Annotated in this window: 14 protein-coding genes; 6 read left to right on the top strand and 8 right to left on the bottom strand. The window is 39.0% G+C overall.

Going from position 1 to position 16,610, the window contains the following annotated elements:
- Window positions 1–30 precede the first annotated feature (30 nt).
- Both LG329_RS05640 and LG329_RS05645 read left to right on the top strand, forming a co-directional pair.
- Window positions 31–471 carry a hypothetical protein gene (locus LG329_RS05640; RefSeq protein ID WP_404454446.1) on the top strand — a complete coding sequence of 147 codons (441 nt, stop codon included), beginning with the start codon at window positions 31–33 and terminating at the stop codon, window positions 469–471.
- A 23-nt stretch (window positions 472–494) separates the two neighbouring features.
- Window positions 495–827, top strand: a complete 333-nt coding sequence (locus tag LG329_RS05645) for a hypothetical protein (protein WP_404454449.1) — start codon at window positions 495–497, stop codon at window positions 825–827.
- A gap of 7 nt (window positions 828–834) precedes the next feature.
- On the opposite strand, the gene LG329_RS05650 is transcribed toward LG329_RS05645, so the two are convergent.
- The gene (locus LG329_RS05650) at window positions 835–975 is read right to left on the bottom strand and encodes a hypothetical protein (RefSeq protein WP_404454452.1); all 141 of its coding nucleotides are present in this window, start codon (window positions 973–975) and stop codon (window positions 835–837) included.
- Window positions 976–1,734: 759 nt separating this feature from the next.
- On the opposite strand from LG329_RS05650, the gene LG329_RS05655 reads away from it, so the two are divergent.
- From LG329_RS05655 to LG329_RS05665, 3 genes are read left to right on the top strand one after another with little or no spacing between them, the layout of a single operon-like run.
- Window positions 1,735–3,441 carry a serine hydrolase gene (locus tag LG329_RS05655; RefSeq protein ID WP_404454454.1) on the top strand — a complete coding sequence of 569 codons (1,707 nt, stop codon included), beginning with the start codon at window positions 1,735–1,737 and terminating at the stop codon, window positions 3,439–3,441.
- 13 nt (window positions 3,442–3,454) lie between these two features.
- On the top strand, window positions 3,455–5,560 hold the full coding sequence (locus tag LG329_RS05660; protein WP_404454456.1) for a glycoside hydrolase family 3 protein: 2,106 nt from the start codon (window positions 3,455–3,457) through the stop codon (window positions 5,558–5,560).
- 18 nt (window positions 5,561–5,578) lie between these two features.
- On the top strand, window positions 5,579–6,835 hold the full coding sequence (locus tag LG329_RS05665) for an exo-beta-N-acetylmuramidase NamZ domain-containing protein (protein WP_404454459.1): 1,257 nt from the start codon (window positions 5,579–5,581) through the stop codon (window positions 6,833–6,835).
- A gap of 687 nt (window positions 6,836–7,522) precedes the next feature.
- Here the strand turns inward: LG329_RS05665 and LG329_RS05670 are convergent.
- The 6 genes from LG329_RS05670 to LG329_RS05695 form a co-directional block, all read right to left on the bottom strand.
- Window positions 7,523–8,365 carry a carbohydrate ABC transporter permease gene (locus LG329_RS05670; RefSeq protein WP_404454462.1) on the bottom strand — a complete coding sequence of 281 codons (843 nt, stop codon included), beginning with the start codon at window positions 8,363–8,365 and terminating at the stop codon, window positions 7,523–7,525.
- 10 nt (window positions 8,366–8,375) lie between these two features.
- Window positions 8,376–9,269: a carbohydrate ABC transporter permease gene (locus LG329_RS05675; protein ID WP_404454465.1), complete on the bottom strand. Its 894-nt coding sequence runs from the start codon at window positions 9,267–9,269 to the stop codon at window positions 8,376–8,378.
- A gap of 94 nt (window positions 9,270–9,363) precedes the next feature.
- Entirely contained in the window at window positions 9,364–10,698 is a 1,335-nt protein-coding gene (locus LG329_RS05680) for an ABC transporter substrate-binding protein (protein ID WP_404454467.1), read from the bottom strand.
- 78 nt (window positions 10,699–10,776) lie between these two features.
- On the bottom strand, window positions 10,777–11,688 hold the full coding sequence (gene murQ / locus LG329_RS05685; RefSeq protein ID WP_404456427.1) for an N-acetylmuramic acid 6-phosphate etherase: 912 nt from the start codon (window positions 11,686–11,688) through the stop codon (window positions 10,777–10,779).
- Window positions 11,689–11,904: 216 nt separating this feature from the next.
- Entirely contained in the window at window positions 11,905–12,792 is an 888-nt protein-coding gene (locus tag LG329_RS05690) for a MurR/RpiR family transcriptional regulator (RefSeq protein ID WP_404454470.1), read from the bottom strand.
- A 6-nt stretch (window positions 12,793–12,798) separates the two neighbouring features.
- On the bottom strand, window positions 12,799–13,779 hold the full coding sequence (locus LG329_RS05695) for an N-acetylglucosamine kinase (protein WP_404454473.1): 981 nt from the start codon (window positions 13,777–13,779) through the stop codon (window positions 12,799–12,801).
- Between the two features lie 172 nt (window positions 13,780–13,951).
- Here LG329_RS05695 and LG329_RS05700 point away from each other — a divergent pair, with 172 nt between their 5' ends.
- A complete protein-coding gene (locus LG329_RS05700; protein ID WP_404454476.1) occupies window positions 13,952–15,289 on the top strand; it encodes a short-chain fatty acid transporter in 1,338 nt (445 codons plus the stop codon).
- Window positions 15,290–15,386: 97 nt separating this feature from the next.
- Here LG329_RS05700 and LG329_RS05705 read toward each other — a convergent pair whose 3' ends face one another.
- Window positions 15,387–16,337, bottom strand: a complete 951-nt coding sequence (locus LG329_RS05705) for a DMT family transporter (RefSeq protein ID WP_404454479.1) — start codon at window positions 16,335–16,337, stop codon at window positions 15,387–15,389.
- Window positions 16,338–16,610 lie beyond the last annotated feature (273 nt).

Genomic DNA, 16,610 nt, shown 5'->3' on the forward strand with positions numbered 1-16,610 from the left:
GTTTAAAATGAAACCTGGGAGGGGTTTCTCATGGGAAAGAGTAAGAAAAATAATGCTATGCCGCCCAGGCACAAACGGCTTAATCGCAAAGAACGACTTCAGGCGGCACCCCACTGGATTGAAAAGAATCTGGTACACAGTTATAGCAATCATTTTGGTGTAGATAAATTGTGTGCAGTTAATGAACTTGAAATACTAGGTTATTCTAACAGTGAAGAATATAGTCTTAAATTACAGAACGCGTTAATTCAAAAGCAGAAACAGAATGAAAAACGTAAAGCTGCTAAAAGACAAAATAATATTGAGTTTTTGGAAGATGAGAGTGATGAAACATACGCATTCATTGCTGGTTATACATCTGGCGGAGCACCTTTTGGTATAAAGTGGGAAGAATGGGAACAAGATGAGGATAACCCTAATTCTAAAAAGGGTAATGTTCCCACTATAGACGAGGACGACCTACCCTTTTGATTATGTAAAGGAGTGTATCGAAAATGAAAAAACCAAAGGCAGAACGTAAGCGCGATAGGGAAATACTCGACTTGTATCATAAATATCTAACAGAACTAGAGCTTGAGCCACTATTTCATTCTTTTAAACAATGGGAAACAAAGGATCTACCATACTATGAGTTAACCGAATTAATTCACGAGTTTCATAAGAAGAACCAAAAAATATGGTCAACATTTAATGGTGGATTTGGTAGAGAGTACTTAATATTTCGAGCAAAAAAAGAATTAGATATGTTTAATGAGCGTGATTTAAAAGATGAAGTCTACCAAAGGTGGCTAGAATCTGACAGGATATTCAGCGATTCTAATGAATAAGCAGATCTTATTTGATGAAAATTCGTACAATCAAACCTGCTAACTCAAAGATAAACTCAAACATATCGAAAAGTTTTTGCCCTTTCCTACTTCTTCTTCTGGCATCTTCTTTTTGAAGATCTGGATACTCTTTTCCCAAGTTTCTCATCACTTCATCTCCTTAGAAATATATGATTAATATCACCATGAACAGAAGGGTGAACCTCCCCACTCCCACTCAGTTTATTACGTATACGAATTCCAAGTAAAAAGGTTTCACAAAATCATTCCGGGTTCCTTTACCTATCGCATACATTAAAAATGTAATGTTAAAGGACCACCAATTTGTATGCTAATTTATTGGTCGTTTTTTGTTGTTACAATAGCCATTTTCGAGTAAGTCTACATTTTGGCATACATAAAAGAAAGACCTTGAATAAAGGAATACCTAAAATTACTTTCGCGGACATCAGATACCTTATTTATAGATAACAACCAATATTAAAGTGTTAAACGGACACCAGTTTCCTTATTTGGAGGGAATCCCCCTATTTTACTTTGATATATGTTAAATAGGGGATCGTATGAACCCCGTACCTCCTCAAAATCACTGTTTTAATAGAAATAGCGAACCGTATGTCCGCCAGTTCCAGTTATTGCCAATTAGGGGATTTTGTGATAGATACGGAAAGTTTTCACAAAATCATTTGCCTTTTGCGCCACCAAACCAGCAACTAATTTCGATTGTTATAATATAACAATCACAACGACGAAACATTTACAAAACCCTACAAATTACCCCCTTCCATTGACACGCTTCTACAATACGTCCCAGCTTTTTTGCGACTTAAGTGGTATAGACATCTATAACAGGCAACATTATAGTTAATGTAAGCCTTTTCATATATTAATAGATTGGAGGAATAAGATGCTTAATTACCGAAAGTTGTTTTATGCTACTTTGTCTGTTGTTTTAACATCTTCATTGCTAGTAACTACCGCAACACCAGCAAGTGCAACTTCCTCACCTACGATTGAAAAACATAACAAAAAGAAAGCGCAAGAACGACCCCATCCAAGATTTTCTTGGGGGACACCGGGACCGACTTCACCAGTTTTACATCCTGGGTCAGCGCGGGGTGCTGGTATGATGCAGGCACCATTAAATGAAATCGATCCAATTATGAATTCGATGATCGATGAAGGTGTAATGCCTGGCGCGGTAACATTCGTTGCAAGACGGGGCCATATTGTACAGCACGAAGCTTATGGTCATGCCTTATTGTATGAAAATGATGAGGGAGATCTTGTTGATGAACCAATCAAAATGCAAAAGGATACCATTTTTGACCTCGCATCCTTAAGTAAAATTTTCACCACAACAGCTGCAATGAAACTGTATGAACAAGGCTATTTTGAATTAGATGATCCAGTTGCCGAGTACATTCCTGAATTTGCTCAAAACGGCAAGGAAGATGTAACGATTAAACAGCTAATGACACACACATCCGGATTTAAAGCATGGGTCCCACTTTATACCATTGGAGAAAGCCGAGAAGATCGGTTGGACTATGTTTTTCAGTATCCATTAGATAATCCTCCAGGAACTACCTATACCTACAGTGATTTAAATATGATCACATTGGGTGCTTTAATCGAACGTTTATCAGGTAAACGACTTGATGAATTTGTAAGTGACACCCTACTAGAACCACTTCAGATGACAGACACCATGTATAACCCACCAGAATCGTTAAAAAATCGAATAGCTGCAACGGAATATCAGCCATGGACCAATAGAGGCCTCGTTTGGGGTGACGTCCATGATGAAAATGCTTGGTCATTAGGCGGTGTCGCTGGACATGCGGGTGTTTTTTCCACTGCAAATGATTTAGCTAAACTAGGTCACATGTTTGTCAATGATGGCCGTTATGGTGGCAAGCAGATTCTCCAACCGGAAACCATTCAATTGTTGGTTGAAAATCAAATTCCACAATTTCCGGGTAATGAACATGGATTGGGCTGGGAACTTGCGCAAGGCTGGTATATGGATGCATTAACGGAAGCTTCCACAATTGGTCACACCGGCTACACAGGGACTTCTATTGCTATCAACTTAAATAACGACACAATTGCAATTTTGCTGACCAATACTGTTCACCCGAGCCGTGAAGGTGTTTCGACTAACCCTGCCAGAAGACAATTTGCACGCCAGGTTGCTGATGCTATACCTGTTTCCATTCCTAAAGGTCAGGATGCATGGTTTTCAGGTTACGGGGACGAGTTAAACAGTTCTCTGACAGCACGAGTAAATATTGAATCAAGTGCCACCCTAACCTTTGATACATGGTACCGCATTGAACAGAGCTATGACCATGGTTTGGTGGAAGTCTCCGAGGATGGTACAAATTGGACACTTGCTACACCATCATTAACAGGTAGTAGTGTTGATTGGCAGTCAAAAGAAGTTCAGCTTCCTGAAGGTACTAAGTTTGTACGATTCCAGTACCAGACAGATCCATCTACCAATAGCCGTGGGTGGTATATAACAAATGCAAAAGTAGAGAACAATAACGGAAAACAAACACCGCTTCAATTTAATTCAACAGATCAATGGGAACAACGCAATTACTAATTGGAGGGATACGATGAAATTACTGAAACGGACAGTCTTACTTTTAATCGTCATCGTTACAATGATCGGCAGCCAGCTTGCAACTGCAACAAATCACATCATCGCAGCGGAAAATGATCAGGTAAAGGATTTAATTTTGTATCAAAATGTTCCTGATGCCCTGACTGAGGTAAAAGATAAAAAGGTCACCTTAGAAGCACTCAACATTTACGAGGATGGACATTTTACCAAAACATCCGAAGATCTAACCTGGCGTTCAACAAATAAAAACGTCGCTACTGTAAATGAAGATGGTGACGTTACATTTACAGGCCAAAATGGACGATCTTTTATTTACGTATCAAATGGTGAATTTGAGGATCGAATTGCCGTTGATTTTAAAGTAGACAAGTCAAAGAAAAAAGGTAAACCAACTTCAAGCGGTAAAATCGTGAAACAAAAAGGTGAGCAGTATGAGATCATTCCAAATGCGATTGATGGCATGACAATGAAAGAGAAAGTCGGTCAGATGTTAATGCCTGATTTCCGCAAATGGGACGGTGAAAACGTAACAGAAATGCTGCCTGAAATTGAACAACTTGTTAAAGAATACCATCTTGGTGGAGTAATTCTTTTCCGTGAAAATGTTGTAACAACGGAGCAAACCGCTAAACTAGTTGCAGACTACCAAGAGGCTTCTGAAAAATACGGTCTGCTTATGACCATTGACCAGGAAGGTGGAATTGTTACCCGCCTCCAATCCGGGACAGACATGCCAGGAAATATGGCTCTGGGTGCAACACGATCAACAGATCTTGCGAACAATGTTGGACGTGCGATTGGTGAAGAATTGAAAGCACTCGGGATTAACATGAACCTTGCACCTGTACTTGATGTCAATAATAACCCTGACAATCCAGTAATTGGCGTTCGCTCATTCGGTGAATCACCTGAACTGGTTGCTGAACTAGGAATTGCTTACACAAACGGCTTGCAAAGTACTGGAGTTGCTGCAACTGCAAAGCACTTCCCGGGACATGGCGATACAGCAGTTGACTCACACCTTGGACTTCCTGAAGTTCCGTACGATCTGGAACGATTAAGAGAAGTAGAGCTTTATCCATTTCAAAAAGCAATGGAAGCTGGAATAGATGCAATCATGACAGCACATGTAACTTTTCCAAAAATCGATGATACAAAAGTAATCTCAAAAAAAGATGGAACATTAATCTCTTTACCAGCAACCCTTTCGCATAAAGTACTAACAGGACTTATGCGTGAAGATATGGGATTTGAAGGTGTCATCATTACGGATGCATTGAATATGGGTGCAATCCAAGATCACTTTGGTTCTGTTGATGCCGCAATTAGAGCAGTAAAAGCCGGAACAGACGTTGTATTGATGCCGGTTGGTTTAGAAGAAGTTGCAAACGGTTTGTACGAAGCAATTGAAACCGGAGAAATTTCTGAAGAACGTATCGAGGCATCTGTCGAGCGAATTTTAACCCTTAAAATAAAACGCGGTATCATCAAAGAGGAAAACCCTACCCCAATCAGTGAAGTAGTGGCGAATGCAAAAGATGTTGTTGGATCTGAAGAACATAAACAAATTGAAAAAGAAGCGGCAGAACAATCTATCACGCTTGTAAAAAATGACGATGTGTTGCCATTAGATTTAACGGATGATCAAAAAGTTGTCGTCGTTGGTACTTCCTATGAGACATCATTACACGCGGCAATTACTAAATTTCATGAAAACACGGAACTCATTAGAGCGAGTGGCCCGCTATCAGAGGAACAACTAGCCATCGTACAACAAGCAGACACAGTTATTGTCGGGACGTATACCTACAATGTCAGTGGTAGGTCCGTTGATAGCTCGCAAATGCAAATGGTTAATCAAGTCATCGAAAATGCAGAAGCACCTGTAATTGGAGTAGGTATTCGAAATCCATACGACATCATGGCATACCCAACAATCGATTCCTATATCGCACAATATGGATTTAGAAAAGCTAGTTTTGATGCTACTGCTGCAACGATATTTGGCGCAAATGCACCATCAGGATTATTACCTGTCACCATTCCAACAGTAGATGGTGATGTGTTATACGAATTCGGATACGGTCTCACTTATTAAATGAGAGGAGAATGCATTGTGAAAAGATTAGTAATGGTAGCGATTATTGCTATTCTGGCCCTGTCTACCATGTCAGGTGTTTCTGCTGACAATAACGGAAAACACAAAGGTCAATTTAAAAAGTTCAAGCTTGGCGTTGAAGTTTTGCTAGATGAACAGAAAGATTTACTAGAAGGTAAACGGGTTGGATTAATTACCAATCCAACCGGAGTAGATCGGGATATGAACAGTATCGTTGACATTTTGCACAACGATCCGGATGTCAATTTGACAGCATTATACGGCCCCGAACATGGCGTACGTGGTAGTGCGCAGGCTGGTGAGTACGTGGAATACTATATTGATGAAAACACAGGCTTACCAGTATACAGTTTGTACGGCGAAACACGAAAACCAACACCAGAAATGCTTGAAAACGTTGACGTACTGTTATTTGATATACAGGATGTCGGCACACGGTTTTACACGTATATTTACACGATGGCTTTAGCAATGGAAGCAGCGGAAGAAAATGATATTCAATTTATCGTCTTAGATCGACCGAATCCACTAGGCGGAGATAAAGTTGAAGGTCCTGTTTTAGAACCTGAATATGCTTCCTTTGTTGGAAAATACCCGATTCCATTACGACACGGAATGACTGTCGGAGAACTAGCAAAATTGTTTAATAACGAGTTTGGAATTGGAGCAGACTTAACAGTTGTCGAGATGGATAGCTGGGAACGGTGGATGGATTATGAGGATTTACCAATTGAGTTTGTTATGCCGTCACCAAATATGCCAACCTTGAATACTGCGTTGGTTTATCCAGGAGCTGCATTGATTGAAGGGACAAACGTTTCAGAAGGTCGCGGTACGACAAGACCATTTGAATTAATTGGTGCCCCGTTTATCAATAGTACCGAGCTTGCAGCGACATTAACTGAATTGGAGTTGCCTGGCGTAACATTCCGAGCAGCATCCTTTACTCCGATTTATTCTAAGCATAGTGGAACATTAAGTCACGGCATTCAAATTCACGTGAATGACCGTAATGCATATCAACCAGTTGTAACTGGATTGCATATTGTCAAGACAATCCATGACCTGTATCCAGAAGATTTCGCGTTCCGTGCAGAAAATAGTGCAGGTGTTTCATTCTTTGATAACCTTATCGGGAATGGTTGGATTCGCGAGGCAATTGAAAACGGAGAATCAGTAGAATCTATGAAAGCACAATGGCAGGATGGTTTAAATGAATTTAAAGAGCTTAGGGAAGAGTATTTATTGTATTAAAGGAATTAAATAACACATGGTAATTTCCCGGTGAATGAGGATTCTGCCCGGTCCCTTTCACCAGCTAATTGGATAGATCTTACCTTGGCTTCTCGTTAAGAGTGGTCAAGGTTTTTTTCTTTAGAAAAGGCTATTTCTAAAAGATTGTTGTTATTAAACAAAGCACCTTTCGTACGCATTATTGCTATTTCATCTTCATAGTTGATATAAGGTTTATTTCAAAGACATGTGCTATTGCTGCCTTCCAGGATCGCTCCGGGCGGATGCTTTCCGCGGGCACGGCCTTAGCCTCCTCGAGAAAACCACTCTGCGGGGTCTTCGGACACGTGTTGTTCCCGCAGGAGTCACCGCCCTTCACTCACCTGGACTGGAAAAGCTAATTACGTAACAATTATTTGTCATTTCTTTCAACTAATGAATGCTGTTGTTGGCAACTATACCAGCAGCCCGTATACACGTAGACTCCTGCGGGAGGACAGGCATCGGTGAGACTACGCAGTGCGTTAGCACAAGAAGGCTCACCAGCCGCCCGCGGAAAGCGAAGTGTATACGGGCTGCGGCTGCCTTAGTAACTTGGTTCCATTAATAGCTTTACAAAAAGAAATGCCTTAACGTATTTGATTTAATTCCTAAAAAAAAAGAAAGAGACAGCCACAAATCTCGACTGTCCCTTCCTTAATACATTCCTTACCCCTTCAACGCACCTTCCATCATTCCTTTGACAATCCAGCGTTGGAAAATCGCATAGATGATCATTACAGGAATAATTGCAATAGATAGACCAGCGAACAAAGCACCCCAGGCGTTCGTGTATTGGGCTTCTCTGTTCATTAAATCCATTGCTAAACCAAGCGTATAATTCCCATCTGTTTGCAGGAAAATCAACGCCATAAAATACTCATTCCAAAAAGTAACTGCATTCATGATTGATACCGTAATAATCCCAGTTGTTAATAGCGGCGTGACAACTTTTAGTAGAATACCATATTGAGACATCCCGTCAATCGCAGCCGCTTCTTCCAATTCTCTAGGGATACTGCTCATAAAGCTTGTCATAATAAATATGCTGAACGGAATTTGTGTTACCGCATATACAAGTGACAATGCCCATAAATTATCCAGCATATTAAACTTTAAGAGCAGGAAAAACAACGGAATCCAGCCTAATACCATTGGAATCATCATTGCAGACAAATACGTGTTAAATAAAACTTTACTAAACTTAAATCGAATTCGTTCAATCGCATATGAAGTAGGTATGGCAAACACTAGACATAACGTTGTACCAAGCACGGTAACGATTAAACTGTTTAAAAAACTGGAGCCAATATTATAATCCGTCCAAGCCGTGACGAAATTGTCAAAACTGAACGATTCTGGCAAACCCCATGGTGATGCAAAAATTTCTCCATTCGACTTAAACGCTCCCAGGAACATCCACAAAATCGGATACAGAACAACTAAAGACCATAAAATTAACGGAACACGAATAACGGTTTTCATTAATAATCGACTAATTTTCTGAGCCATGATTTCCCCCCTAATATTCAACCTTATCTCTTTTTAACAGGAATTGTAGTACTAATACTGTAGCCAAGGACAAGATTAGAATCATTACACCGATCGTAGCTCCATAACCGAAATTAAATTCTGTAAATGCCTCTTGGTATAAGTATGACCCCATTACTTGTGTCGAATTGTTTGGGCCACCTCTCGTCATGACTTGCACGATAATAAAAGATCCATTTAATGTTGTAATGACAATATATAAAATTGATGTCTTAATTTGTGGCCAAACGAGCGGCACTGTAATGCGCCAAAATTGCTGCCAGTTACTTGCACCATCTATATCAGCAGCTTCGTACATACTCTTTGGAACATTTGCGATTCCACCCATTAATAAGAGCATAAATAATCCAATACCTGCCCAAACGGATGGCAATACAAGTGCGGGTAGTGCCCAGTCTAGATCCCCTAGCCAAGGCCTCGTCCAACTTTCTAAACCAATCGCCTCTAGTCCAGAATTTATTAAACCCAAATCCGGATTAAAAATAAACGTCCATAAGATACCAATAACTACGACTGACATGATATTAGGGAAAAAGAAAATAATGCGATAAAATGGAGATTCTTTAAGCCTAAGCTGTGTGAGTGCAACTGCAAAATATGTAGCCAAAATCATGATCCCGAACACCTTTGCAATAACCAAAAAATAATCATGCCATATTGTTTTAGGAATGATCGGATCACTAAATAATGTCATGTAATTCTCAAAACCAATAAATTCCTTCTCTCCTCCAGCCCCTGACCATTCAAAGAAAGATAAGTAAAGACCGTTAAGTAAAGGGTAAATAGTAAAAATCCCAAATACTACTAAGGTAGGGAGCAAACAGAACAAGAGAAACATAACTTTTTTACTTTTAGACTGAACCATTCGGGTCCCTCTTTTCTCTTTTGATAAGAAAAGGATGTAAAGGCAGGAACCTGCCTTTACATCCCTGTTTTCTAGTGAAACAAAATATTACTAGTTATCCCCGATAATCAGCGGCGGCTGCTTCTGCTTTCTCACAGAATTCTTCTGCAGTAATTTCTCCAAGCATAAGCGCAACTAATGCATCACTAATCGGTGTTTCCAAATCAGCACTCATCGGGTGTGGCTTGTGATGAATTTCTACTTTATCTGGATTATTGATCATTTTGTTTGCATCTTTCAAATAAACTGGAACATTTTCGTTACTAGCAATGTCTACACCTTTCATATTCATCAAGGCGCCAGTTAATTCAGCAAATTTTGATGCGTATTCTTTTTGGAATGCAAATTCAACAAATGCTTTTGCTGCTTCCGGATTATTCGCATCTTTAGCAATTGCTAAAGGACGTAAATCTGGAACGACAACCATTGGTTCCCCAGCTTCGTTCATAGGTGAAGGAATGAAACCAAACTCAAAGTCTTCAGGTACATCCTTCGCCATTTCATTTGGCAACCAGAAGCCTACAGGAATATAAGCGTTTTTACCAAGTATGAAATTCATTTGTGACTGTGTATGGCTAAGTGCTGCAAAACCAGGATCGATATATCCTGCTTCTTGCATTTCTTGAACCTTTTTCATAACTTCCAAGACAGGTTCACTTGTCCATGCACCTTCTTCACCATTAATGACAGAAGCTAATAACTCATCGCCACCAACAGATGCAAATGCTGGGTACAATACACCTCTTAAGAAGTAATATGGATATTGTCCAGTTGTCGTAAATGGAGCAATTCCTTCTTCTTCCTTGATTTTACCCATTGATTTCATCCAACTGTCAAAATCTGTTGGAACTTCATAGCCGCCTTCTTCAAACATTTTCTTATCGTACCATGTTCCCCATGTATCAAAAACGAGTGGCAGACTGTAAATTTTCCCATCAAAATCACTTGGAGGTACGATAAAACTATCCATTAACGGTGTTCCGTCCTCAAGCTCTACTGTTTTAATCCATTCGGTAAGATCCATTAACTGTCCATCTTCTACCATTTGCGTTTCACTTGATCCTGCACCATCAATGTAAACAACATCTGGTGGATTACCCGAGATCCAACGTGTTTTCATTTCTTCGTTTATGTTCGGTCCCGCATGCTGAACAACCTCAACATCAGGATACTTTTCCGTAAACCCTTTAATTACTTCTTTCCACCAGGCGTCACCGTATCCACCAACAAAATATTGGATTTCAAGTTTACCGGAAATTTCTCCATCACTGCTGGATTTTCCTTCTGACTCATTTTCGCTTCCTTCTTCATTATTACAACCAACTGCAAAAGCAAGCATAAAAATGGCCATCAATACTAATAAACCAGGCCCCTTAAAAAATTTCTTCAAGCTATTCTCCCCCTTTTATTTACTAAAATTATATGAAACACATTAATAGTTAATGAAACTATTAATGTCACTTCAAAATTAAGAGTGATGCTTCTTCACATAGTCAATCGCCTTTCTTACATAGCCATTACTTTTTTGAATGGCCACTTTTGCTGCGTCAAACGTTACGCCACCTTCTAACATAACAATTGCTGGTTTAACTTCATTATTTGTTAGCTTCAGTACTTTTTCGGACTCTTCATAGGAAGCATCCGTAATTTCAATTAACGTATGTTTTGCTCTTTCCAACAATTTATAATTGCTTGCATGGACATCTACCATTAGGTTTTCATGGACTTTTCCAAGTTTCACCATAGTCGTTGTGCTAATCATATTAAGAATCATTTTATGTGCGGTAGCTGCTTTCATTCTAGTAGAACCTGTTAATACTTCCGGTCCAACAACTACTTCTATTTCACAATCAGCGAATTGGCTAATCAATGAATTTTCATTACAAGACAATCCCACAGTATATGCGCCAATCTCACGGGCGAATTTCAATGCGCCAATTGGATATGGCGTTCGTCCACTTGCTGTGATTCCGATTACCACATCATCTTTCGTAAGGTTTCTTTCTTTTAGATCTGCGGCTCCTTGATGTTCATTATCCTCAGATCCTTCAGCTGCGTTTACAAACGCTTTGGTTCCACCTGCCATGACGGTTTGCACCATATCTGGTGGCGTCATAAAGGTTGGTGGGCATTCGGAGGCATCAATAACACCAAGTCTTCCACTTGTACCGGCACCGACATAAAATAGACGTCCACCTTTTGCTAATGCTTTATGTATATGTTCAATCGATGTTTCAACTTTAGGCAAAACAGCTTCTACCGCGTTTGCTACTTTCTTATCTTCTAGATTAATAGTTTTTAAAATATCTATCGTCGACATTTGATCTAGCGTCATACTATTTTCATTTCTTTGTTCCGTTGTTAAAGCAGATAATTTCATTGGCATATTTATCTCCTTACCTGGTTGGTTAAGCGCTTCCATAAAATAATTGAAATAGTCTTAACCTTGTGAAGTTGGTCTAATTATAATCGGACTGAATTATTTTGTCAACGAAATGTCACAATTATAGTAATAAAATTTCAGTCGTTGCCCACATCTACATAGAAGACGGTTGAACTGGACTAACTAGGACGAAATCCGCTATTAAAGACGAGGCTATTGTCGATTTTTTCTAATTGCCTTTATGGAATCTTCTTTTATAAACGAAATTGCTTCTCTTGTTTCATCCAGATGTTCAACGGTTTTATCGTATTCTTCTGAAGCTAAACACATAAATAAAATATCAATAATGTGTAATTGTGCAATTCGTGAAGATGTTGCCCCACTTCTAAACGTAGCTTCCTTAGCAGCCGAAGTAAATAATTGGATGTCCGAAAAGTTGCTTAACGGCGTATTTCCGTATTTGGTAATACTTATTGTTTTGGTGTTTTTATGCTTGGCAAGCTCTAATAATTTTACAACTTCAGATGTTTTACCCGAAAAAGAAATGCCAACTACTACATCTTCAGGTCCTTTATTAGCAATTGACGTAGCCGCCATATGCACATCCGAAAGTGCTAGGGCGTGTTTATCAATCCGCTGAAATTTTTGTTCAGCATCTTTAGCGGCAATATGGGAAGCACCGAATCCAATAAATAGAATTGATTTAGCATTCAATAGTGTTGCAACTGCTTTTTTTAGGTTAGTAATGTTCATGATATCCATTGTTTCTTTTAAAGTTTGGATTGTATTAGAAGTTACCTTATCGATAATATCCTTATACTCCTCATTTGGTTCAATGTCACGATATCCCTTTACAGCTTGAGCCTGCAAATCACCTGCAACACGAATCTTAAGCTCCTGAAAACCATTGAATCCGAGCGACTTACATAATCGTATAACGGCCGCACTACTGGTCTGGCTTTTTTCTCCCAGGGCTAATGACGTTAATAATATCGATTCCTCTGGGTTATTTAGGATATAGTGTGCAATCTTTTTTTCTGATGGAGGCAAACTATTTACCATCTCATTTAGTATTACGAGACCACCCTTTACGTGTGACAAGTGAAATCACCTACCTTCCAAATTCATTTTTACGACGTTGTCCAGTATATTTTTATCAAGGCCATTGTTTTTGGATAAGTATGCCCCGATTAATGAGCCACCCACCGGGGGAATTTCAGGAATTACAAGGCTTAACGACTCCTTAGAAGTTGCTAAATCTTTTTTGATTAGTGGTGGCAAAATATCCTGATCATTAAATACACCACCACAAAGTACTAACAATGCATTTTCTTCTTTATAAAAAAGTTTCGCATACAATGTGCGGATACTATGTGTTATCTCTTTTACAGCATTTGTGATAATCGCATTTGCCACCAAATCATGTTGCTTATACGCTTTGAAAACAATCTTACTAACTGGTGCAATCTTGTTCTTAGGTGTTGAGGAGGAATAGACTTCTTTAATTAATTCCTGACCATTTGTTACACCGAAATGATCATAAAGCATTTCCAACAAAACGGTTTCCTTACCTCGCCCATCGACTGCCTTCAATGCTGCAATTATTCCTTGTTTCCCTATATCATACCCGCTACCTTCATCACCAAATAAATAACCCCATCCACCGACTCTTTCATGGCGCAGATCGTTATTTATTCCATAGGTTATCGATCCCGTACCTGCTATTTGAACGATTCCAGGTTTTCCAAAAGTTCCTGAATAAAGGGCATTTATTGTATCTGGAAATACTTCTATGGAAATGTCTTTCGGTAAAAGATCCGTTAAAATGCGTTTAACCTTGTCTTGATTATTTTCCTCGCCGGCGCCTGATATACCAGCAAATAAATGTGTTACGCTGTTAAATTGACCAGGTGCCTGTTGGCTTAAATCAGTTAACAGTGCTTCCAGTGTTTGAAAAAGTTCATCTGTTGCTAGTATATTTGGATTCGTAGAGCCACCAGATGATTTGGCTACTATTATGCCGTCATCATCAGCCATCAACACTTCCGTTTTCGTACCCCCACCATCGATTCCAATTACATATTCCATCCAAATTCATCCCTTAATTAGCCATTTTTGAAGCATTTATTCTTTATTCTATATAATTATATTACAAGAAACAATTATTAATTTGAAATTTTTTGTCATTATAATCATTTCTTTGGTAACATATTATTACACTTAGTACTACACATACCACTTAAAAAAGGGGAGAAATCAAATGTTCAAGTCAATCACATCTTTTTTTGATAGGATGGTCCAACGGTATTTACCTGATGCATTTTTGTTCGCAATTATTTTAACTTTAATTGTATTTATATTGGGTATTGGTTTTACAGGAAGTTCACCGATACAAATGGTGGAGTATTGGGGTGGAGGTTTTTGGGATCTGCTAGCTTTTGCCATGCAGATGTCTCTTATCGTTGTGACTGGATACATTCTAGCAAGTACACCAGTTGTTAGAAATATATTAATGAAAATTAGTAAACTGGCAAACACACCAGGTCAGGCAATTTTATTGGTAACGTTTGTGTCCGCTATTGCATGTCTAATAAACTATGGATTTGGCTTGGTTGTTGGTGCACTACTTGCTATTCATGTAGCTAAACGAGTGCCGACAGTAGACTATCGACTTTTGATGGCCAGTGCTTACAGCGGATTTCTGTTATGGCATGGTGGTCTATCAGGCTCCATTCCACTACTGATTGCGACACCTGGTCACTTTTTAGAAGACACAATGGGGACTATCCCGGTAACTGAAACACTTTTTAGCAGTTTTAATATATTCATTGTGGTAGTTTTATTGATTACACTTCCACTATTGAATAGGTTTTTAATGAAATCGAGAGATCCTTTGAATAATACCGACTCATCAACTTGGAAATCAGATGAAACAGATGAATCCGTTGAACCTTCAGTCGACCCATCAGAAAAGTTAACACCTGCAGAACGGTTAGAAAACAGCCAGATCATCTCTATGTTAATTGGTATAATGGGCTTCGCTTTCATCGTTTATCACTTTGTTGAAAACGGATTTGACTTAAACATTAATATCGTAAACTTTATATTCCTTTTCTTAGGAATCATTTTTCACCGAACACCACGTCGATTTTTACAAAGTGTAACCAATGCTGTTAAAAACGTCGGCGGAATCATTATTCAGTTTCCATTTTACGCAGGTATTATGGGCATGATGGTCGCGTCTGGACTGTCAGAACAAATGTCATTATGGTTCGTCAATATTTCTACCGATTTCACTTTGCCTTTATTCACATTCATTAGCGCAGGTATTGTAAACTTCTTCGTACCATCTGGCGGTGGACAATGGGCGGTACAGGGACCCATTATGATTCCAGCTGCGATTGAAATTGGTGCTGATACAGCCAAAACTGCGATGGCTGTTGCATGGGGTGACGCTTGGACAAACATGATTCAGCCATTTTGGGCATTGCCATTATTAGCAATTGCTGGATTAAAGGTACGCGATATCATGGGCTTTTGCGTTATGATCCTAATTTACAGTTTTATTCCCATTTCGATTGGACTATTATTCTTTTAGTTTTAATACCAAAAAAGTCCTCGATATGCGCTACAGCATCGAGGACTTTTTTACACGTAAGGAAACGGCAGTATAAGTAAATCTTCTGCATTCGTTATTAAGGACGAGGCGAATGCCGAGTTTTTCTAATTTTGCCTACTGACCTATTTTTCACTTGAGCAATAATGATCCCTATAATAATCAGAGTAGATCCAGCGGTGATTCCAACTGTGAATCTTTCTCCTAAAATCAACCAACTGAATAACAGACCAAATATCGGTACCAGTAAAGTGGCTAATGTAGCGGTCACCATATCGATGATGCTTAGGATGAAAAACCATATAGTAAAACAAAGTGCAGAAGCGAAAACGCCAGTGAATAAAATATAATAAATGCTGTCTACGTTCAGTTCGACTGGTTCACCCCACTCCATAAAAAGTGTTGCTATAATAATACCAATCGTACCAAAAATCATTTGATAGGCAGAAGACTGCAACTTAGGAATATCCTGCAGCTTCAATCGATAATACACATTCGCAATTCCCCATGAGACTGCTGCTAGAATAATAAGTACTTCGCCAATGATTACTTCTATGCTCTGACCAATCCAAATATCCCAGCCCATTATGGTTAATAGACCAAGCATACCTATTAGTAGACCAGTAGTTTTAGCAGGTGTAATTTTTTCACCAAGATATTTCGCTGCAAAAATACTACTCCATAATGGCATCGAATACAGAAGCACAGAAGATTTTCCCGCATCAACAAAACGCAATCCATACATAACGAGCAGAAAAACAATCGATGTTTGCAGTATTCCCAAAATGATTAGGTGCTTCCACATAGATTTAGGTGGTACTCCCTTTTTTGAAACCCATACGATTAACAGTAATGTAATCGAACCAACCGCAAATCGAAACGCAGAAAAAGTAAAGGCGCCCATATAATTGAGCGATAGCTTCATTAATACCCACGCATATCCCCAGATAATGGTGATCACTAAAATCATCAACCACACAGCCCACTTGTTTTTTGTTAAAAACTTCAGGAAATTTGTATCCTTGTTCATCATTTATTCATCCTTTATATTTGCTTAAAATTCCAATTAATAAATACAAAACGGTTACCAAATACCCCCACCTTTTGACATATTTCTACAAGGTTTCCCAAGTTTTTTGTGACATTAGGGGTATGTACTCTAAGTAGGAACGGCATTATAGTAGAGTTAGTAACTTAGTAACCACTCGGTGAATGGAGTCCCTCCCCGATTATCATTCACCAGTTAACTGGATATACCTTACCTTGACCTCCCCTTTTGAGTAGTCAAGGTCTTTTTTTTGTG

Origin of the sequence: Virgibacillus necropolis (assembly GCF_044793635.1) — a bacterium.
In the GTDB taxonomy this organism is placed as follows: Bacteria; Bacillota; Bacilli; order Bacillales; family Amphibacillaceae; genus Virgibacillus_F; species Virgibacillus_F necropolis_A.